Origin of the sequence: Amycolatopsis sp. FU40, assembly GCF_021903635.1 — a bacterium.
Lineage (GTDB): Bacteria > Actinomycetota > Actinomycetes > Mycobacteriales > Pseudonocardiaceae > Amycolatopsis > Amycolatopsis dendrobii.
In genome coordinates, this window is record NZ_CP091381.1 from 1671499 (window position 1) to 1692490 (window position 20992).

The following is a 20992-nucleotide window of genomic DNA, read 5'->3' on the forward strand; positions in this document are numbered from 1 at the left end:
GAGCTGGCGTCAAGGAGACTGGGCCGGACGGAGGTGGGAGGTACCGCTCAGCGGGGCGTGATCGCTCCGTGGAGGAGGCGGAACCAGTGCGTCAACGAGGGCCGGGGCCGGGCGTGGGACGGAGGTGCCCGGGAGGAGTCGGCAGCGGTGGGTGCGGATCAGCTCTCGGCAGCTGCTGCGCGCAGATCGCCGGCGCGGCCGCTCCACCACACAGCTGAGGCGACGCGACCGGCGCGGAACAGCACATCAGCCAGATTCGCTGCAGCTTCGGCGTCTCCGCCTTCCGCTGCTTGGCGATACCAGTGTGCACTCTCGTTCACTTCGCCGTTGTTCGCGTAGATCGTGCCGAGATTGAACGCCGAATCTTGATGGCCTGCCTCGGCCGCGACAGTCAGATGCGGGATCGCTTCTTCGGTCCGCCCGAGATCGAGGAGAAGGTCGCCGATGATCCCGTCCGCCTCGCGGTCACCCAGGTCAACGGCTCGTTGAAGCCAGGAAATCGTCTCGTCGAGCTGACCCTCGTTCAAGCGGATCCTGCCGAGCGCATGGATCGCCTGGAGGTGTCCGTTGTCTGCGGCGCGCCGAAACCATGATTCTGCTTCTCGGGGCTGGCCGGACTCCTCGTACAGGAGGCCGAGGTTGAAAGCTGCACCCGGGTATCCGGCGTCGGCGGCATGGCGCAACCATCTTTCCGCACCGGCTTGGTCGCCCGCATTCTTGTAAATATTGCTCAGGTTGTTGGCGGCTTCGGCGGATCCGCGTTCGATGCCCAGCAAGTACCATCGTTCGGCCTCGTCGAGCCGTCCGGTTTCGTGGTGGAACAGGCCGATGTTGAAGGTGGCGATCTCGTCACCTTCGTCCGCCGCGCGAAGAAACCATTGCTGTGCTTCCTCTTCTCGGCCGGCAAGGCTCAAGACCTTCCCGAGATTTGTCGCTGACTGGTGGTCCCCTAGCGCCGCACCCTGTCGGTACCAGTCCTCGGCCTCGGAAAGAAGGCCCTGTTCCTCTGCTGCGAAGCCAAGCCGGAACAAAGCGGGCCCGTATCCGAGTTCCGCGGCTCGAATGTTCCACGATCGTCCCGCAGCCTTGTCTCCTGCCCGATCAGCGAGCACGCTCAGGTTGAAGGCGGACCGGGGTTCGCCGAGGTCTGCGGCCTGTTTGAAGAGTTCGAGCGAATCCTCCGGACGATCAGTCTCGCTGCACAGGACTCCGAGGTTGAACAGCGCCAGAGCAGAAATCGGCCCAGCGTCGGCTGCGGCGATCGGGCGCCAGATCTCCTCCGCAATTCGAAAGGAGACACGTGTCGCTGCTTCGGCCGCAGCGGTCGCGACGCCCATTAGGTCGGCAGGGCCAGCGGCTCGCGCGGCATGCGTCCACACGACGTCGGGAACCGGAGGACAGGGCTCGAGGCTTTCCATGCGGTCGACGAGGTAGTCGAAGACGCGCCACATTCCTCCGGCTGCGGGAAGGAGAGGGCTGGTGACGCCGAGCCGGATTTCGCTTGCCCAGGCGAAGGCCTCGTCGAGCGGTTCCGGGCGAAGCAAGATGCCGCCCATGGCCTCCAGATGATGTTCGTGCAGTTCGGCGAGCAACTCCCGCGGATACGGGCCGGGCAAGCCGGCGCGGGCGAGGTCGATCGCGGCCCCGATCAGAGCAGCACCCCGCGGCTTGCCCTCGACGTCGACAGAACGCCGCCACTCCGACCAGATTGCCGGACCCGCTGCGAGGTACTCGGCGACTCCATGGGGACCGTGATGCGCCACCGCGTCTCTGATTCGTTCGTCGGTGCTGGCGCTTGCCCGCTTAAGCTCCACAGGGCTCCAGATGCGGGACAGCACAATCGGCTCCGTCGTCTCGAGCACGCGGGCACCGATTCGGGCCGTTTGCGCCAACGCCGGATCGACCCCATCGGCCAGCGAGCTGCCTGCGGCGTCGCGGAACGATTCGTACGGACTCACTCGAATCGTCGCGATGACAGGGACCCGCAACCGTCGGCAATCCTCAAGAATGGACTGGTCGACCGCGCCAGATTTCAGATGCAGATCCACGTTGTCCAGCCACAGGAGGCAGCGGACGCCAGCTCTCTCGACGGTCTCTGTCGTCGCGAGCACATCGGCCGCGGTCGCGGGGGTCGCGACCCTGTGCTCCGGGAGCACGGCCTGGATCGCCGCGAACGCTGCTCTGGTCTTGCCTGCCGCGGAGTTGCCGACCAGCAGAACCAGGTCGCCGGTATCTCCCGCTGCCGCCACCGCCGCACGTAACGTCACGTCGATGTCGCGTTCGATATAGGGCGGAACGTTGTCGCCGCCGGGGAGCGACCGTGCCCGGTGCGTGCCTGCTGATATAGGGTTCCACTCCCGTGCCAGCGGCCATTTTTCCGGGCGTGCCCACAGGCTGGAGGCAGCAGGTTCCCCAGTCACGACGACCGAACCGGCGATATCGCGAGCCTGAACTACCGGTCCGTGAAAAACACCGCCAGAGACCTCGTTTCGCGCTGGGTCGTCGTCCACGTTTCCCTCAGACATTCCCCTCCGTGGTCTGTCCCAGCGTTTCGCTGCCGCCTGTCAGTACCATAGCCGGTGCGACAATGATCGAGCACCACTTGCATCCGGAGGGGGCGCCACCCGTGGGCAAGGCGAGTCGCGCGAAACGCAAACGAGCTGGTCGGCCGGGCAAGGGACCGCGTCCTGGCTCTTCTGAAGTCGGCTCGGCCGGGGCCTCGACGGAAAGCGAAGCAGCCAAGAACGCCATGTACAGGCTGGTCGACGCCGGCATGTCCGGACGACTTACCTTGGCCTCCGCCTATGCCCTGGGCTGCTCTACGGTAGCCCTCGCTCACGCCGAAGGAGACGGGCCCGAATGGTACGGGGCGGTGGACCCGCTCGACTTGGTCTTCCTGGGTGCCGCGCCACCTGAAAGTTTTCGAGACGCGGCTGAGTTCGGCAATGCGCGGACCGCCTGGTTCCGGAAGCTTCGGGAGACGCCGCACTGGGGAGGTGTCGAGTGTCTTGTGACGGAGGCGGTGAAGCTGAGCAAGGGGCACGATCTGCCCATCGACGCTCCGACCGCACTCGTGCTGTTGAATGCTCGCCTTGAGCACACGAAACCCAACCAGCGAACGTTAGCCGCGGAGCTTCGGCCTGCCGCCTTGCTTTCTGACGGCCGATTCCGCAGCGGCCCGCCGGAAGATTTCGTGCTGCCCGTTCCGTCCGCCCAGGCCGTCGAGAGCGCCGAGCTGTTCCGCGCGGAGCCGGACGCCAGAGTTGGGTGCCGCGACAGTTGCGTCGAACGGCTACGCGATGGACTGCGTCTGCTAGAACATGTCGGCTACAGCACACCGAACGGCGCTTTTAAGCTGTTAATCGCTTTGTATGCTGCGCTCGTCGCGTCCAACGACGAGCCGGTCGAGCAGTTGCCAGCGCGTGCACTCGCCTGGGCGCACGGACTTGACGAAGCGTCCTCCCTTATTCCTGTTGTCGACACGATCATGATATCCGCGGTGCGCGACCTAGACATCGAATCGACGATCAGCCGCTTGTTCACGTTTCCGTCCTTCCTGCGTTCCGCGAGCAGGGAGGATCAGCGCTGGCACAGCGATTCAGGCACCGATTTCCTGATCTTGGCGCTCGAGTTCGGGCACTCCGCGGTCAGGAGTCGCGACCGCGAAGTCATGTCATTGGGACCGATTGCAAGCATCTCGCTGAAAAATCTTGAACGCGAGTTCGAGACTGAACGCGGTCGTCCCATGGAGCCAGGTGACAGGGTTTTCTCCGCTGATGACGTCCGCGAACTAGATGCTGAGACGGAGAAAATGTTCGAGCTGGCAAAAATTCATCCGGCTTGGTCGAACGCATATCTGCGCGACAACGCGCCCTTGCCGCGGCTTGACGGAAGTTTTCGTGCGAAAAAAGACCGTCAGGATTTTCTGGAGTCGGTAGAAAAGTACATCATCGCACATCCGGGCGAGGCTCCGCCTGATCATGATTCCGAGCTGGCCAAGCTGCGTGGCATCAGTGCGATGATGACGGTGAGAATGGCGATAACAGACGATCGGTTCGCTCCCCAGTTGATCGGGTTGCTGGACAGCTCCGCTGCCGAAGAGTTCGATGAGGTCGAAGTGGTGGCAGAATTTCTTGCGGGTTACGCGGAGCATCTTGTCACCGTCGTCAACGAGAAGCCGGATATTGAAGAGAAGGCGCTCGGGTGGGCCCGCCTGCACGGCGGTGCGTCCTTGGCGGAGCGGCTCCGAACCTGTATCGGCTCAGATCCGGAAGACGGCTGGCTGATCGAACCTGCGGTACTGTTGGCGATCGCAGTGGCTGATTCAAGTCGTTAATCGAATCGGTGATGCGCGAAATCAGGCTCTGTGTCGCGGGCCATGGTCCGCGGCGGTCGTTCCGCGCTTCGCCGTCGGGAAAGGGCCCGCGTGGCCGACGAGGCTAATGGGTATCTCGATCCTCAACGGACTCGGGGCGGGCAAGCAGCCGATACATCTGATGAATAATCGTCGGCGCGCACTGGAGTGCTGTCAAGGAGATCCCGCTCAGCGGAGCAACGCGAAAAGCCGGCCACCCGGGGTGGCCGGCTTCTCCCTGGCGAGAGGTCAGGACCGCAGCCAGACCGCCGCGTCGGTCGGCAGCCCGGCGGTCGCCGGGTCGCTGGCCAGCAGGATTTCCGCGTGCGGTGGCAGCGGGATCGGGGCGCCGGAGAAGTTGAGCACGAACGTGAACCCGGGTCCTCGGCGGAAAGCCAGCACGTCGTCACCGAGCGACAGCCACTCCAGCTCCCCGGCGAGTTCCGCCCGCAGCCGCAGCCCCGCGCGGTAAAGGCTGAGCATCGACGCCGGGTCCGCCGCCTGCGCTTCCGTCGTGTACGCCCGCCATTCCGCGGGCTGCGGCAGCCACGCACCGCCGGGGCCGAAACCGAACGGCGGTGCGTCGCCGGACCACGGCAGCGGCACCCGGCAGCCGTCGCGGCCGGGGTCAGTGCCGTCCGTGCGTGCCCACACCGGGTCCTGCCGCAGCTCGGCGGGAATGTCCTCGACCTCCCACAGCCCCAGCTCTTCGCCCTGGTAGACGTACATCCCGCCGGGCAGCGCCATGGTCAGCAACGCCGCCGCGCGGGCGCGGCGGGTGCCCAGCACCAGGTCCACCGAGCTGCCGTGCAGCCGGTCCGCGAAGGAAAACCCGGTGTCGCCCGATCGCCCGTACCGCGTGACATGCCGGGTGACATCGTGGTTCGACAGGACCCAGGCGGGCGGCGCGCCGACGGCGTCGTGCGCTCGCAGCGTCCGCTCGATGACCTCCCGCAAGCGCGCGGAATCCCACGGGCAGACCAGGAAATCGAAGTTGAACGCCGAATGCAGCTCGTCGCGGCGCAGGTACCGCGCGGTCCGGGACATGTCCGGCAGCCACATCTCGCCGACCAGCACGCGTTCGCCCGGGTAGCTGTCGGCGATCTTGCGCCACGACCGGTAGATCTCGTGCAGCCCCTCCTGGTCGGAGAACGGCGTCTCGTCGCCCGCCTCGACGTCCGGCAGCCGCGCGTCCTTCACCAGCCCGTCGGCGACGTCGATGCGGAAGCCGTCCGCGCCGCGGTCGAACCAGAACCGCAGGATGTCCTCGAACTCCGCGCGGACGTCCTGGTCGTCCCAGTTGAAATCCGGCTGCCGCGAGCTGTAGAGGTGCAGATACCACTCGCCGTCCGGCACCCGGGTCCAGGCGGGCCCGCCGAAGCGCGACTTCCAGTTGTTCGGCGGTTCGGCGCCGTCCGGACCGCGGCCAGGACGGAACCAGAACCGTTGCCGCTCGGCCGAACCCGGACCGGCGGCGAGCGCTTCCCGGAACCAGCGGTGTTCGTCGGAACAGTGGTTCGGCACGATGTCGATGATCACCCGCAGGCCGCGCCCGTGCGCCTCGGCGATCAGCGCCTCGGCCTCGGCGAGCGAGCCGAAAAGCGGGTCCACGTCGCGGAAATCGGCGACGTCGTAGCCGCCGTCGTCCATCGGCGACGGGTACCACGGGGTGAACCAGAGCGTGTCGACGCCGAGTGCGGCCAGGTGGTCGAGCCGCGCGCGGACGCCGGCGAGATCGCCGATGCCGTCGCCGTTGCCGTCGGCGAAACTGCGGACGTAGATCTGGTAGATCGCCGCGGTGCGCCACCAGCTGTCTTGTCTTCGCGATGCGGTCACGGAAAACCCTCCTCGTGGTGGGGGAAAGCCAGAAGTACGACCGGTTCAGCCCTTGAGCCCGCCCGCGGCGAGCCCGGAGAGGATCTGCCGCTGGAACACCAGGAACAGCGCCACCATCGGCAGGCTGGCGAGCACCATCCCGGCGGTGAGCACGTTGAGCGGCATGTCGATGGCTACCCGCTGCAGCATCACCGAAAGCGTCTGCTTGCCGCTGTCCGGGAACACCAGCAGGGGCCAGATGAAGTCCTTCCACGCGGTGACCACCGCGAGGATCGACACCACGGCCAGGATCGGCCGCGAAATCGGCAGCACGATCCGCCACAGCGTGCGCACCGGGCCGGCCCCGTCGAGCCGCGCGGCTTCGATCAGCTCGTCCGGGATCCGGTCGAAGAACCGTTTCAGCACATAGACGTTGAACGCGTTCGCGGCGGCGGGCAGCCAGACCGCGGCGGGAGAGTCGATCAGGTTCAGGTGCAGCAACGGCAGATCGGTGATGGTGACGTAGGTCGGCACCAGCAGCGCGGCCGCGGGCAGCATCAGGGTGGCGAGCATGATCCCGAGGACGGCGTTGCCGAACTTCGGCCGCAGCTTCGACAGCGCGAAGGCGGCGGGGACGTCGATGGCCATCTGCGCCAGCCACGCCCCGCCCGCGACGACCAGGGTGTTGAGGAAGTACTTGCCGAGGTCCAGCTGGTCCCAGGCCTCGCCGAAGGTCTCCGGATGCCATTCGTGCGGGACGAGCGTCGCCGGCGTCTGCGCCAGTTCCTGCGGCGTCTTCATCGCCCCGGTCACCGCCCAGTACAGCGGGAACAGGAAGGCGAGCACGAAAACCAGGAGTGTGCAGGCGAAAACGACGCCGTAGACCACCTTGCCGCGGCGGCTGCGCAGCGCCCCGGGCGAGACGAGAGTCCTCATGCCTGGTCCGCCTTCCTGGTCAGCCGGACGTACAGCGCCGAGAACACGCCGAGCGCCAGGAACAGCAGCAGGCTCATCGCGCTCGCCGAGCCGAAGTCGTTGTAGACGAAGGCGTAGCGGTAGAGCAGCAGGAGCACGGTCACCGTCGAATCGTCCGGGCCGCCGCCGGTCATCACGTACGGTTCGGTGAACACCTGCATGGTCGCGACGATCTGCAGCAGCAGGAGCATCAGCAGCACGAACCGGGTCTGCGGGAACGTCACGTGCCGCAGCCGCTTCCACATCCCGGCCCCGTCGAGTTCCGCGGCCTCGTACAGTTCGCCGGGAATCGTTCCCAGCGCGGCCAGGTAGATCAGCGTGGTGCTGCCCATGTTCGCCCACGTCGAGACGAACACCAGCGACAGCATCGCGGTGCCGCTCGAATCGAGCCACTGCGGGCCGGACAGGCCCACCGCGCCGAGCGCGGAGTTGAACAGGCCGGAACCCGGGTCGTAGAACCACTTCCACATCAGCGCGGTCACCACCGGCGGCAGCATCACCGGCAGGTACACCGCGAGCCGGAAGAACGCGCGGGCGTGCCGCATCTCGTTGAGCAGCACTGCGGTCAAAAACGGCACCGCGAAGCCGAAAACCAGCGCGAGACCGGTGAACAGCAGAGTGTTCCGCCAGGCGACGCCGAACAGCGGGTCCGCGAACAGCCGGGCGAAGTTGTCGAGGCCGACCCAGGCGGGCGGGTTGACGAAGTCGACCTGCTGGAAGCTGAGCAGCACCCCGCGCACGATCGGGTACCAGGAGAACATCGCGAACACCACCAGCGCGGCGCAGAGCAGGCCGTACGCGGTGAGGTTCTCCTTGAGCTTGCGGCGCAGCCGGGCCCGGCGACGGGCGGCGGGGGAGGCGGCCGGCCGCCTGGCCGGCGACGAGGACGTCGCGGGCCAGGCGAGCAGGCTACTTGACCTGGGCGAGGACACTGGTGACCTTCGCCGAGGCAGTCGACAGCTGCTGGTCGATATTCGCGTTCCGATCGGTGAGCACCGCCTGCATCACGCTGTCCAGGATCGCGTAGACCTGCTGCGCGTTCGGCGGTTCGACGCTGCCCTTGATCCTGCTCGTGGAGTCCACATAGGACTGGTAGTTCTGCGCCGGAACGTTGGCGTACTTGGCTTTCAATGCCAGCTGCTGGTCGCGCACCGCGCCCTGCCAGACGTCGGGGGTCGGCTCGGCCGGGAGCCCGACCGGCTGCTTGCCGTCGACGTACTGCTTGATGTGCTTCTCGAACCGGTCCGGGTTGAGATACTTCCACTGGATCCATTCGAGGCCCGCCTTGATCTTCTCCGGCGACGCCTTCGGGTTGATCATGTAGCCCTCGCCGCCGAGCAGCGTGCCCTTGCCGTCCGGCATCCCGGCGATGCCGTAGTCCTCGTACTTGCCGTTGAACTGCTTGACGAGCACGGGAACGTTGTCCGGCGCGGCCATGTACATGCCGAGCTGGCCCGCGCCCATCATCCGCTGCACGTCCTGGGCCTCCAGCAATTGCTTGCTGCCCATGGAATCGTCGGTCCAGCGCAGATCGTGGAGCAGGTTGAGCGCGGCTCTGCCTTTCTCGTTGTCGAAATCGGCGACCCATTTGCCGCCGTCCTTGCGCGCGACGGAGCCGCCCATCGAAGCGAGCCAGCCGGTGAGGTGCCAGCCGCCCTGGTTGTTCTTGCTGTAGTCGGCGTATCCGACGATTCCGTTGCCCAGCGCGGAAATCTTCTTCGCGGCCGCACGCACCTCGTCCCAGGTCCGCGGCGGCTTGTCGGGGTCGAGCCCGGCTTTCCTGAACAGCGGACGGCTGTAGAGCAGGCCCATCGTGTAGTTCATCGTCGGCAGGCCGTAAAGCTTGCCGTCGGGTCCGCGGAAGTTGTCGAGCAATTCCGGTTTGAGATCATTGACGTGCGGCACTTTCCTGGCCGCTTCGGTGATGTCCGCGGCCTGGTGGCGGGCGATGATCTGCGCGGGATCGGTGAAATAGACGTAGTAGACGTCCTCGAGCTGCCCGCCCGCCAGCTTCGCGCCGAACGTCTTCGGGTCCATGAACCCTTCGTGCGGCTCGATCTTGATGTTCGGGTGCGCCGCCTCGAATTCCTTGACGTCGGCGTCGAACACGCCCCGTTCGAACGGCTGGCTCGTCGGCGGCTGGCCGGTGACGGTGATCGTGACCTTGCCCCCGGCGGAGCTCCCCGGATCGCCGCCGCCCCCGCAGGCGGTTGTGCCCAGGACCAGGCCCGCCGCGGCGAGCAGGGCGAACGTCCGGCGGGGAACGGCGGGGGACCAGGGTCTGCTCATCTCAAGCCTCATCTCGCAGGGGAGCACAGCAGGTGACGGCGGTCACTCTAAGGGCGAGAGGGGCGAGTGTGCAAGAAGTGGACGAGAGAGCGCAAAAAAAGAACAGGGGCTGGGTGTCGTGAGTGTTTGTGCCGGTTCTCGCCGGCCCAAACACTCACGAGGTCCGGCGAGCAGTGGAGCCGCGCACCACCAGTTCCGGCGCGAACAGCAGCTCCTCCACCGCGACCTCGCCGCCGTTGATGCGCTTCACCAGCAGTTCGACCACAGCGCGGCCCATCGCCTCGATCGGCTGGCGCGTCGTCGTCAGCGGCGGGTCGGTGCAGTTCATCAGTGCGGAGTCGTCGTAGCCGACCACTGAAATGTCGCCCGGCACGGACAGGCCCTGCCGCCGCGCGGCGCGGATCGCGCCCAGTGCCAGCGGATCGCTCGCGCACAGCACCGCCGTGGCGCCGCGCGGATACAGCCGCGCCGCCGCGGCGTGCCCGCCTTCGATGGAGAACATCCCGTGCTCCACCAGTTCGTCCAGCACCGGGAGCCCGAGTTTCGCGGCGTGCTCCCGGAACGCCTCGAGCTTGCGCTTCGACGGCACGTGGTCGTTCGGCCCGAGCACCAGGCCGATCTTCTCGTGGCCGAGGGAACTCAAGTGCCCGACCGCCTGCTCGACCGCCACCGCGTCGTCGCACGAGACCTGCGGCAGCCCGAGGTGGTCGACCGCCGCGTTGATCAGCACCGTCGGCAGCCGGCGTTCGGCCAGGTGGTGGTAGTGCGTGTGCACGGCGTCGGCCTGCGCGTACATCCCGCCGGCGAACACCACGCCGGACACCTGCTGCTGCAGCAGCATTTCGACGTACTCCGCCTCCGACACCCCGCCCGCGGTCCGCGTGCACAGCACCGGCGTGAAGCCCTGCTGGGCGAGCGCGTTGCCCATGACCTCGGCCAGCGCCGGGAAAATCGGGTTCTGCAGCTCCGGCAGCACCAGCCCGACGAGCCGGGCCCGCTCGCCGCGCAGCTGCGTCGGCCGCTCGTAGCCCAGCACGTCCAATGCGGTGAGCACGGCGGCCCGGGTGTTCGCGGACACCCCGGCCTTGCCGTTGAGCACCCGGCTGACGGTGGCTTCGCTGACCCCGACCTGGCGGGCGACTTCGGCAAGGCGTCGTGTCATGAGTGAAAGTTACCGCAAACCAGCGCAAGTTTCCGACGAGGCGCGCGTTGTGCTTGCTCTCGCGGCGAAAGCGCTGGTCGAGCAGGGCGCTGATCGCTCGGCGGCGTTGACTTCGCAGCGGCATTCGGCTGTAATTCTTGAACGAATCAGTGAAAATAGCTGACAAGCTCCCGGGCAGCTGCGGAAAGCATCTGCCCAGCCTCAATGAAGAGGTGCCATGTCGACTGCTCCGCGCTGTTCTCGTGCGCCCCCGGACCCGGTTTCCCCGGTCCGCTCCCTGGTCCCTGCCGTCCCGCGCCACGCGGGGCGCTTCCGTTCGAGTCGTCTCCCTCCTCCTTGGATCAGAGGAAACCCATGAGAACGAAGCGACTGCTCGCGCGCGCCGCGACCGCCGCCCTGTCCCTGCTCCTGACCGCGCCCGCCTGGTCGGCGAGCGCCGCGCCGGCCCCCGCTGCCCAGCCGGCCGTCCGGCCCGCCGCCCAAGCCGCCACCGCGACCTACACCGCCAGCAGCCAGCTCTCCGGCTATCCCGTCGCCAACGTGGGCGACGGCAACCAGGCCACCTATTGGGAAAGCACGAACAACCAGTTCCCGCAATGGATTCAGGCTGATCTCGGTGCCGCGACGAACGTCGCCCAGCTCGTGCTCAAACTGCCCGCGAACTGGGAAGCCCGCACCGAAACCTTCGCAGTGCAGGGCAGCGCGAACGGCGCGAGCTTCAGCGACCTCGTGCCGTCGGCCGGCTATCGGTTCGACCCGGCGACCGGGAACACGGTCACCGTGAACCTCGCCGGCAGCACCCGCTACGTGCGGCTGAACATCACCGCCAACACCGGCTGGCCCGCCGCGCAACTGTCCGAGTTCGAGGTCCACGGCCCGGCGGGCGGCGACACGCAGCCGCCGTCCGCGCCCGGCAACCTCGCCTACACCGAGCCCGCGAGCGGCCAGATCCGGCTGACCTGGTCGGCCTCCGCGGACAACACCGGCGTCACCGGCTACGACGTGTATGCCAACGGCCAGCTCCGCGGCAGCGTCGCCGGGGACGTGCTGACCTACACCGACAATCAGCCGGCCAGCGCGAGCGTCGCGTATTACGTGCGGGCTCGCGACGCGGCGGGCAACCAGTCGGCGAACAGCGCCACCGTGACCCGCAACGGCACCCAGAGCGGCACGAATCTCGCGCTGCACAAGCCGATCACCGCGTCGTCGACCCAGCAGACGTATGTCGCGGCCAACGCCAACGACGATTCGGCGACCACGTACTGGGAGGGCAGCGGGGCGTATCCGAACCTGCTGACCGTGGGGCTCGGCTCGCACGCCGACCTCGACAGCGTCGTCGTGAAGCTCAACCCGGACCCGGCGTGGAGCACGCGGACGCAGACAATCGCCGTCGAGGGCCGCGACCAGGGCGCGACCGACTTCACCACGCTGGCGCCCGCGCAGGCGTACCGGTTCGACCCCGCGAGCGGCAACCTCGTGACCATCCCGGTCAGCGGCCGGGCCAGCGACGTCCGCCTGCGCTTCACCGCCAACTCCGGTGCGGGCGGCGGTCAGGCCGCGGAATTCCAGGTCTTCGGCGTGCCAGCGCCGAACCCGGACCTGACGGTCTCGGACGTGTCCTGGACGCCGCAGAAACCGGTGGAGACCGACGCGATCACCGCGTCGGCGACCGTGCGCAACGCCGGTACGGCCGCCTCGGGCGCGACCGACGTGAACCTGTACCTGGGCAAGACGAAGGTCGGCACGGCGGCGGTCGGCGCGCTGGCGGCCGGAGCGTCCGCAACGGTGTCCGCGAACATCGGCACCCGCGACGCGGGCAGCTACGACGTGACCGCGAAGGTCGACGAAGCCAATACGGTCGTCGAACAGAACGAGGACAACAACTCCTACACCAGTTCGACGCCGCTGGTCGTCAGCCTCGTGCAGAGTTCCGACCTCGTCGCGGCCACCGCGTGGTCGCCGAACAATCCGGCGGCGGGCAACACGGTGACCTTCACCGCGACTCTGCGCAACCAGGGCACGGTCGCCTCGGCGGACGGTGCCCACGACGTCACGGTCACGATCGCCGACCAGAACGGCACAGTCGTCAAGACGCTGAACGGTTCCTCCGCCGGAGTCATCGCACCCGGGGCCACCGCTTCGGTGACTCTTGGCAACTGGACCGCAGCGAACGGGCGATACACGGTCAAGACGGTCGTCGCGAACGATGCCAACGAGCTGCCTGCCAAGCAGGGCAACAACATCAGCACGCAATCGCTGTTCGTCGGCCGCGGCGCCAACATGCCGTACGACATGTACGAAGCCGAGGACGGTGTCGTCGCGGGCGGTGCGACAGTGATCGGTCCGAACCGAACGATCGGTGATCTCGCCGGGGAGGCGTCGGGCCGCAAAGCGGTGACGCTGAACGCGACCGGCTCGTCGGTCGAGTTCACCACCCGCGCGGCGACAAACACGCTCGTCACCCGGTTCTCGATGCCGGACGCCGCGGGCGGCGGCGGGCAGAACTCGACGCTCAATGTGTACGTCGACGGCACGTTCCTCAAAGCCATCGACCTGACCTCGCATTACGCGTGGCTCTACGGCGCTGAAGCCTCACCGGGCAATTCGCCGGGCGCGGGTCCGGCGCGGCACATCTACGACGAGGCCAGCACGCTGCTCGGCACGACGGTCCCCGCCGGGCACAAGATCAAACTGCAGAAGGACGCCGCGAACAGTGCGAACTACGCGATCGACTTCGTGAACTTCGAACTGGCCGCCGCGACGGCGAACCCGGATCCGGCGCACTACGCGGTCCCGGCCGGGTTCAGCCAGCAGGACGTGCAGGCCGCGCTGGACAAGGTCCGCCAGGACCCGAACCTCACCGGCGTCTACCTTCCGGCCGGGCAGTACCCGATGATCGGCAAGGTCACCGTGTACGGCAAACCGGTCACGGTGCTCGGCGCCGGGCCGTGGTTCACCAGGTTCACCGCGCCCGCCGGGCAGGAGAACACCGACATCGGCTTCGACGCGCAAGCCAGCGCGAGCGGGTCGGCCTTCAGCGGGTTCGCCGTGTTCGGGAACTACACCTCGCGCATCGACGGCCCGGGCAAGGTCTTCAACTTCACCGGCGTCACGAACATGACCATCGACAACATCTGGGTGGAGCACCAGATGTGCCTGCTCTGGGCGACCAATGTGGACAACTCCACGGTGCGGAACTCCCGCATCCGCGACACGTTCGCCGACGGCGTCAACTTCACCAACGGCAGCACCGGCAACCACGTCACCGACAACGAGGCCCGGTCCACCGGCGACGACAGCTTCGCGTTGTTCGCCGCCACCGACATCAATCAGGGCAACCAGTACGACAATGTGTTCGAGAACCTGACCGTGCTGCTCCCGTGGCGCGCGGCGGGCATCGCGGTGTACGGCGGGTACAACAACACCTTCCGGAACCTCTACATCGCGGACACGCTGACGTACTCCGGGATCACGCTCAGTTCGCTCGACTTCGGTTATCCGTTCCTCGGGTTCGGGCCGCAGCCGACGACCGTCCAGAACGCCACGCTCGTCCGCACCGGCGGCCATTTCTGGGGCAAGCAGACGTTCCCGGCGATCTGGCTGTTCTCCGCGTCGAAGGAGTTCCGCGGCATCCGGGTGTCCGATGCGGACATCCAAAGCCCGACCTACAGCGGCATCATGTTCCAGACCAAATACACCGGCAGCCAGCCGGAAAATCCGGTCCAGGACACGGTGCTGACGAACGTGTCGATCAGCGGGGCGCACCGCAGCGGCGACGAGTTCGACGCCAAGTCCGGGATCGGGATCTGGGCCAATGAGCTGCCCGAGCCCGGCCAGGGCCCGGCGGTCGGCTCGGCGACGTTCACCGGGCTCACCTTGAGCGACAACGACCAGGACATCCGGAACACGACGTCCACGTTCACGATCACCCGCAATTGAGCGCGCGGGTGCCCGCCCGGCTTTCCCGGCGGGCACCCGCCCACACTCCGCAAGAACGGAAGACGCCATGACACGTATGCGGTTGTCCCGTCTCGTCGCCGGTTTCCTCGCCGCAGGGCTTTTCGCGGCAGGGCTCACCCCCGCCGCCGCGGCCGGTGGTCCCTCGCCTGGTCCGGCTCCGAACGCTGCCGATGTGCCGTTGACGCGCACGGTCTCGGCGAGCAGCGTGCAGCCCGGCTATCCCGTCGCCAACGCCTTCGACGGCAACCAAGCCACCTACTGGGAATCGGCCAACAACGCGTTCCCGCAATGGATCCAAGCTGACCTCGGCTCCATCAAGCCGCTCTCGCGGATCGTGCTGAAACTGCCTGCCACCTGGGAGTCCCGCACGCAGACGCTCACCGTGCGCGGCAGCACCGACGGCACGTCGTTCACCGACCTCGTCCGATCGACCGGGTACCCGTTCAGCTCCGGCACGGTCACGATCCCGCTGACCGCGTCCGCCCGTTACGTACGCCTGGACGTCACCGCGAACACGCAGTGGCCCGCCGCGCAGCTCTCGGAGTTCGAGCTGTACGGGCCGGACACCGGAGACACGCAGGCCCCGACCGCGCCCGCGAACGTCGCGTTGACCGAACCCGCCTCCGGGCAGGTCAAGCTGACCTGGTCGCCGTCCGCCGATGACGTCGGTGTCACCGGCTACACGGTCTACCGCGACGGCACGCCCGTCACCACGGTCACCGGCACCGCCTTCACCGAGAACCGGCCGGCCGGCACGCGGATCGAATACTTCGTGCGCGCCAAGGACGCGGCCGGCAACGAGTCCGCCGACAGCAACCACGTCGTCCGGGCCGGGACGCAGACCGGACAGAACCTCGCCGCGGGCAAGCCGATCGAGGCTTCCTCGACGGTCGGCGCGTTCGCGGCCGCCAACGCGAATGACAACAACACTGGTACTTACTGGGAGTCTTCCGCAGGCTACCCGAACACCCTGACAGCAAAGCTCGGCGCTGACGCCGACCTTTCGTCCGTCGTCGTGAAGCTCAACCCGGACCCGATCTGGGGCGCGCGGACGCAGAACTTCGAGATCCTCGGCCGCGCCCAGGGCGCAGGGGTATTCACCACGCTGTCCGCACGAGCCGACTACCGCTTCGACCCGGCGGCCAACCAGAACATCGTGACGATCCCAGTCACCGGCCGCGCCTCGGACGTGCAGCTGCGGTTCTTCGCCAACTCCGGCGCACCGGGCGGCCAAGCGGCGGAATTCCAGGTCTTCGGCACACCCGCGCCGAATCCGGACCTGGTCGTCACAGACACGACGTGGACCCCGTCGAACCCGACGGAAAGCAGCGACCTCGCCGTGTCGGCGACCGTGCGAAACGCAGGCTCCGCCGCTGCCCCTGCGACGACGGTCAACGTCAGCCTCGACGGCGCCGTCGTCGGATCTGCACCGGTCGGCGCACTCGCCGCGGGCGCGTCCAGCACAGCGACTGTGCAGGCGGGCAAACGACCCCAAGGCACCTACCGCGTGGCCGCCACCGTCGACCCGGCGAACACGGTGATAGAGCAGGACGACACCAACAACACGTTCACCTCGCCGACGCCGCTGGTGATCGCACCGGCACCGGGACCGGACCTCGAGGTCACCGGCATCACGTCGAACCCGCCGAACCCCGCCGTCGGCGCGCCAGTCTCGTTCACCGTCGACGTGCACAACCGCGGCACGTCCGGCGCGGGTGTCTCGGTGACCCGGCTGACCGCCGGCGAAACCACTCTGAACGCCGACACTCCCGCGATCGCGGCCGGGGCCACGGCGAATGTCGCGATTCCCGGCACCTGGACCGCCGCGAACGCGAACCTCACCGCGACTGCCGACGCGACCGGCACAGTCGAGGAAACCAACGAAGCCAACAACACGCTCTCCCGGGCGATGGCGGTCGGCCGAGGCGCAGCGCTGCCGTACGTCGAGTACGAAGCGGAAGCCGCGCAGTACCAAGGCCAACTGCTGGAGACCGACCCGCTGCGGACGTTCGGGCACACGAACTTCGCGACCGAATCGTCCGGCCGGAAGTCCGTGCGGCTGGCGAACCAGGGCCAGTACGTGGAATTCACCTCGACGAACCAGGCGAACTCGATCGTGGTCCGCGACTCGATCCCGGACGCGCCCGGCGGCGGGGGACAGGACGCGACGATCAGCCTGTACGTCAACGGCGCCTTCGCGCAGAAGCTGAACCTGTCGTCCCAGCACAGCTGGCTCTACGGCACCACCGACGACCCCGAAGGCCTGACGAACACTCCCGGAGCCGACGCACGGCGCCTGTTCGACGAATCGCACGCGTTGCTCGCGCAGTCCTACCCCGCGGGCACGAAGTTCAAGCTGCAACGCGACAACGGCGACACCGCGGCGTACTACGTCATCGACCTGATCGACCTCGAACAAGTCGCACCGGCCCTGCCGAAACCGCCGGAATGCACGTCGATCACCGACTACGGCGCCGTGCCCGACGACGGGATCGACGACTCCGAGGCGATCCAGCGCGCGGTCACCGACGACCAGAACGGCGTGATCAGCTGCGTCTGGATCCCGCCGGGCCAGTGGCGGCAGGAACGCAAGATCCTGACCGACGACCCGAACGTGCCCAACGGCGGCGGGCAGTACAACCAGATCGGCATCTCGAACGCGACGATCCGCGGCGCCGGGATGTGGTATTCGCAGCTGTACTCGCTGATCCAGCCGCAGGACGCGGGCGGCATCAACCATCCGCACGAGGGCAACTTCGGCTTCGACATCGACAAGAACGTCCAGATCTCGGACCTCGCGATCTTCGGCTCCGGCCGCATCCGCGGCGGCGACGGAGGCGCGGAAGGCGGCGTCGGACTGAACGGCCGGTTCGGCGCCGGCACGAAGATCTCGAACGTGTGGATCGAGCACGCGAACGTCGGGGTGTGGGTCGGCCGGGACTACAGCAACATCCCGGCGCTGTGGGGCCCGGCAGACGGCCTGGAGTTCAGCGGCATGCGGATCCGCGACACCTACGCCGACGGCATCAACTTCGCCAACGGCACCCGGAACTCGCGGGTGGTGAACTCGTCGTTCCGCACCACCGGCGACGATTCGCTCGCGGTGTGGGCGAACCAGTACGTGAAGGATCCGTCCGTGGACATCGCGCACGACAACGTGTTCCGCAACAACACGATCCAGTTGCCGTGGCGCGCGAACGGAATCGCGGTCTACGGCGGGTACGGGAACAAAATCGAGAACAACCTGGTCTCCGACACGATGAACTACCCGGGCATCATGCTGGCGACCGACCACGACCCGCTGCCGTTCTCCGGGCAGACGCTGATCGCGAACAACGCCCTGTACCGCTGCGGCGGCGTCTTCTGGGGCGAACAGCAGAAATTCGGCGCGATCACGTTCTTCGCCCAGGGCAAGGACATCCCCGGCATCGTGCTGCGGGACACGGAAATCCACGATTCGACCTACGACGGAATCCAATTCAAAACCGGCGGCGGCGCGATGCCGGACGCGACGATCAGCAATGTGCAGATCGACAAATCGAACAACGGCGCGGGCATCCTCGCGATGAGCGGCGCCCGCGGCGGCGCGACGCTGTCGAACGTGACGATCACGAACTCGTCGACGGGCGACATCGTCCGCGAGCCGGGTTCGCAGTTCACGATCACCGGCGGACCAGTCCCGGCGGTCGCCGCGCGCAGCCGCCGCGGAATGCGATAGGGGAGCGGTCCGGCGCCGGGGCGGGTGACCGCTCCGGCACCGGACCGACACCGTGCGTGAAGATTCCGGGTTTCCCGAAAGACAGGCCGGTACCGTGTCGAAATCCCTCGACCAGGTTCGTACCTCGAGGTGAACGTCCCGCCCGAGAAGAAGGAGAACCCGATGAAGACCGGCGAACTCGACGAGAAATTCACCGCGACCCTGCGCAAGAGCCCGGCCAAAGGCGGCCACACGTACCTGGTCTGGCCCGGCTCCGCGGAGTTCTTCGGCACCCGCGGCCTGGTGAAGGTCCGCGGCACCGTCGACGGCGAACCGTTCCGGAGCTCCTTCATGGCGCTCGGCGACGGCACCCACAAACTCCCGGTCAGCGCCTCGCTCCGGAAAGCGATCGGCAAGGAGGCCGGGGACACGGTGACGGTCGTCCTGCTGGAGCGCCTGGCCCGCTGAGCGCGCTGTTGGGCTTTTCGGGTGGTCGTCGCGGATCCCGGGAAACGCCGCGCCGTCTTTCCCGCGTCATCCCTTGAGAGGCGAGAAAACGTGCACCGAGCTCAGGGGGAGACATGGGAATTCTCAGCGGCCGTGCGGAACTGCCGATCACGGAGGCCGAAGCGCCCAAGGGATACGCGCGTCCGGCGGAAGCGGCGGGCCAGGCCTTCGATCCGCACCAGCGGTGGAGCAGGCTCGTCGGCGGAGGCAACGGAATCGTCTACGGCGTGCAGGCGGACGGTTCCCTTTACTGGTACCGGCACCGCGGCTGGGCCACCGCGGCCTTCGACTGGAGCAACGGCTCCGGGCTGTTGATCGGGTCCGGCTGGCAGGACTTCGTCACCGTGCTCGCCGATCTGAACGGCGTCCTGTACGGCGTGCGCGGGGACGGGACGGTGCTGTACTACCAGCGTCTCGTGTCCAATCCGGACACCGGGGACGGGACCTGGGCCAACAACGGCACCGGGGTCGTCGTCGGGACCGGATTCAACGCCTTCCCGCGGATTTTCGGCGGACCGGGCGGCGTCATCTGGTGCGTGGACGCCAACGGAATCCTGTACCGGTCACGGCGGATCAACGGCACTTTCGAAACGCCCCAGCCGCTCGGCGACGGATTTAATGTCGCGCGGTATCTGTTTTCCGACACCGCGAATGTCATCTACGCGGTCAGCGGCACCGGCGCGCTCACCTGGTTCCGCTACCGCGACGGCAGCGGATGGGCGAACGGCGGGCAGCCCATCGCGATCGGCGACAACGACTGGTTCGAGCTGTTCCGCCGGGACCTGTTCGCGGGAGGCGGCAACGGCGCCGTCTACCTCATCCGGATCGACCACTCGACGGTGCCGGGCGACGACGGCGATCTCGTCGAACTGCGGCTCACCAACCACGAAACGGTCGACACCGACGGCGGGCCGCGCTGGATCAACAACGGGACCGGCGTCGTCGTCGGCCAAGGCTTCACGGTCGAACGCAGCGCCGGGTTGCAGGGGTATCCGCAGCGGCAGAGCGTGCCCGCCGGCGGCCGGGTGTCCATCGCGCTGTCGACGGCGTTCAGCTCGGTCACTGCACAGCTCGTGCGGGTCGCGCCCGGCGGGGACACGCCGGAGGCAGTCACCGGGACGACCACCGTGGCCGGCGGCCTGCAGATGGTGGCCGCGAACTACCGGTCCGCCGGATGCGGCTGGGCCGAACGCTACGCCGTCGACATCCCCGCGACCTGGCCCTCCGGGGTGTATGCCGCGCGGCTGACCGGCCGGTTCGGGCGGGTGCAGCACATCCCGTTCGTGGTGCGGCCCGCGGCGCCCGCGCAGGACATCGCCGTGGTGCTGCCGACCAACACCTACCACGCGTACAACGGCTGGAGCGGCCACGACCAGTATTCCGAGGGCCAGGCCGGCGTCCGGCGCACGATTTCGTTCCTGCGGCCCAGCTACACCTGGCTGATCGCGCCGAAAGGGCAGTACGACGTGGAGCTGTACAGCGATCTGGAACTGCTGCGCTGGCTGAGCGCCGAGCAGATCGGGTTCGACTGCTACACCGACCGCGACCTGCACGCCGGCGGCTGGCTTTCGGACTACAGCGCCGTCGTGCTCGGTTCGCATCCGGAGTACTTCTCGATGGCCATGCGCGCCAACCTGGCGGACTACCTCGCGGCCGGGGGCAGCGTGATCGCCACCGGAGCCAACCAGATCTACGAACGCGCGGAGTTCAACACCGACGGCACCGCCCTGACCTTCCGTGCCGCCGACGGCAGCCGCGATCTGTTCCTCGACCACTACGACCTGCCGGAGTCGCAACTGCTCGGAGTGAATTTCGAGTACGACGGCTGGATGACCTTCGCGCCGTACCGCGTGCTGCGCGACCATCCGTTCCTGTCCGGGACCGCCCTGGCCGTCGGCGGCGCGTTCGGCGCGCACGGCCGCAACGGAGCCGCGAGCGCCTGGGAGTTCGACACCCTCCAGGGCCTCGACGGCGAGGTACGGCCGAACGAGGTCATCGCACAGGGCACGAACCCGACCGACCGCGCGGGCGCGGCGATGGTGTGCAAGGAGCTGCCCGGCGGCGGGTTCGTGTTCAGCGCGTCGTCGATGACGTTCAACGGAGCGATCCGGGTCGACCCGGTGGTGCGGCGGCTGCTGCGGAACGTGTTCGACCGGGCACTCTCCAGTCCCGCGCCGGCGAGTCCGGACCGCGCGGCGGCCGCCGGGGAATGAGACGGGGTAGTTGAACGTTT

Annotated in this window: 12 protein-coding genes; 6 read left to right on the forward strand and 6 right to left on the reverse strand. The window is 67.6% G+C overall.

From position 1 onward, the window contains the following. Nucleotides 1-158 precede the first annotated feature (158 nt). On the reverse strand, nt 159-2510 hold the full coding sequence (locus L3Q65_RS08755) for a tetratricopeptide repeat protein (RefSeq protein WP_237599288.1): 2352 nt from the start codon (nt 2508-2510) through the stop codon (nt 159-161). Nucleotides 2511-2587: 77 nt separating this feature from the next. Here L3Q65_RS08755 and L3Q65_RS08760 point away from each other — a divergent pair, with 77 nt between their 5' ends. After that, the gene (locus L3Q65_RS08760) at nt 2588-4336 is read left to right on the forward strand and encodes a hypothetical protein (protein ID WP_237599289.1); all 1749 of its coding nucleotides are present in this window, start codon (nt 2588-2590) and stop codon (nt 4334-4336) included. Nucleotides 4337-4603: 267 nt separating this feature from the next. Here the strand turns inward: L3Q65_RS08760 and L3Q65_RS08765 are convergent, their stop codons facing one another. From L3Q65_RS08765 to L3Q65_RS08785, 5 genes are all read right to left on the reverse strand, one after another. Continuing rightward, complete coding sequence (locus L3Q65_RS08765; RefSeq protein WP_237599290.1) at nt 4604-6190, reverse strand: alpha-amylase family glycosyl hydrolase; 1587 nt, start codon at nt 6188-6190, stop codon at nt 4604-4606. Between the two features lie 45 nt (nt 6191-6235). Next, nucleotides 6236-7105: a carbohydrate ABC transporter permease gene (locus L3Q65_RS08770; RefSeq protein WP_182895062.1), complete on the reverse strand. Its 870-nt coding sequence runs from the start codon at nt 7103-7105 to the stop codon at nt 6236-6238. Further along, nucleotides 7102-8076: a carbohydrate ABC transporter permease gene (locus L3Q65_RS08775; RefSeq protein WP_182895063.1), complete on the reverse strand. Its 975-nt coding sequence runs from the start codon at nt 8074-8076 to the stop codon at nt 7102-7104. The genes L3Q65_RS08770 and L3Q65_RS08775 overlap by 4 nt, the downstream gene beginning before the upstream one ends. Continuing rightward, nucleotides 8054-9433 carry an ABC transporter substrate-binding protein gene (locus L3Q65_RS08780; protein ID WP_182895064.1) on the reverse strand — a complete coding sequence of 460 codons (1380 nt, stop codon included), beginning with the start codon at nt 9431-9433 and terminating at the stop codon, nt 8054-8056. Before L3Q65_RS08780 ends, L3Q65_RS08775 begins: the two co-directional genes overlap by 23 nt. A gap of 154 nt (nt 9434-9587) precedes the next feature. Beyond that, nucleotides 9588-10595 carry a LacI family DNA-binding transcriptional regulator gene (locus tag L3Q65_RS08785; protein ID WP_237599291.1) on the reverse strand — a complete coding sequence of 336 codons (1008 nt, stop codon included), beginning with the start codon at nt 10593-10595 and terminating at the stop codon, nt 9588-9590. On the opposite strand from L3Q65_RS08785, the gene L3Q65_RS08790 reads away from it, so the two are divergent. From L3Q65_RS08790 to L3Q65_RS08810, 5 genes are all read left to right on the forward strand, one after another. Then, nucleotides 10594-10758, forward strand: coding sequence for a hypothetical protein (locus L3Q65_RS08790; RefSeq protein ID WP_182895066.1), 165 nt, complete (start codon nt 10594-10596; stop codon nt 10756-10758). The two genes, L3Q65_RS08785 and L3Q65_RS08790, sit on opposite strands and share 2 nt — an antisense overlap. Nucleotides 10759-10949: 191 nt before the next feature. Beyond that, on the forward strand, nt 10950-14534 hold the full coding sequence (locus L3Q65_RS08795; RefSeq protein ID WP_237599292.1) for a discoidin domain-containing protein: 3585 nt from the start codon (nt 10950-10952) through the stop codon (nt 14532-14534). A 67-nt stretch (nt 14535-14601) separates the two neighbouring features. Then, on the forward strand, nt 14602-18273 hold the full coding sequence (locus L3Q65_RS08800; RefSeq protein WP_237599293.1) for a CARDB domain-containing protein: 3672 nt from the start codon (nt 14602-14604) through the stop codon (nt 18271-18273). 162 nt (nt 18274-18435) lie between these two features. Then, on the forward strand, nt 18436-18720 hold the full coding sequence (locus tag L3Q65_RS08805) for a DUF1905 domain-containing protein (protein ID WP_237599294.1): 285 nt from the start codon (nt 18436-18438) through the stop codon (nt 18718-18720). 113 nt (nt 18721-18833) lie between these two features. Further along, nucleotides 18834-20972: a N,N-dimethylformamidase beta subunit family domain-containing protein gene (locus L3Q65_RS08810; protein WP_237599295.1), complete on the forward strand. Its 2139-nt coding sequence runs from the start codon at nt 18834-18836 to the stop codon at nt 20970-20972. The last annotated feature ends 20 nt before the right edge of the window (nt 20973-20992 follow it).

What these genes read in the sequence shown, in the direction of transcription:
- L3Q65_RS08760 (WP_237599289.1), top strand. Translation starts at nt 2,588, where the DNA reads ATGATCGAGCACCACTTGCATCCGGAGGGGGCGCCACCCGTGGGCAAG.
- L3Q65_RS08770 (WP_182895062.1), bottom strand. Translation starts at nt 7,105, where the DNA reads ATGAGGACTCTCGTCTCGCCCGGGGCGCTGCGCAGCCGCCGCGGCAAG.
- L3Q65_RS08780 (WP_182895064.1), bottom strand. Translation starts at nt 9,433, where the DNA reads ATGAGCAGACCCTGGTCCCCCGCCGTTCCCCGCCGGACGTTCGCCCTG.
- L3Q65_RS08790 (WP_182895066.1), top strand. Translation starts at nt 10,594, where the DNA reads ATGAGTGAAAGTTACCGCAAACCAGCGCAAGTTTCCGACGAGGCGCGC.
- L3Q65_RS08785 (WP_237599291.1), bottom strand. Translation starts at nt 10,595, where the DNA reads ATGACACGACGCCTTGCCGAAGTCGCCCGCCAGGTCGGGGTCAGCGAA.
- L3Q65_RS08795 (WP_237599292.1), top strand. Translation starts at nt 10,950, where the DNA reads ATGAGAACGAAGCGACTGCTCGCGCGCGCCGCGACCGCCGCCCTGTCC.
- L3Q65_RS08800 (WP_237599293.1), top strand. Translation starts at nt 14,602, where the DNA reads ATGACACGTATGCGGTTGTCCCGTCTCGTCGCCGGTTTCCTCGCCGCA.
- L3Q65_RS08805 (WP_237599294.1), top strand. Translation starts at nt 18,436, where the DNA reads ATGAAGACCGGCGAACTCGACGAGAAATTCACCGCGACCCTGCGCAAG.
- L3Q65_RS08810 (WP_237599295.1), top strand. Translation starts at nt 18,834, where the DNA reads ATGGGAATTCTCAGCGGCCGTGCGGAACTGCCGATCACGGAGGCCGAA.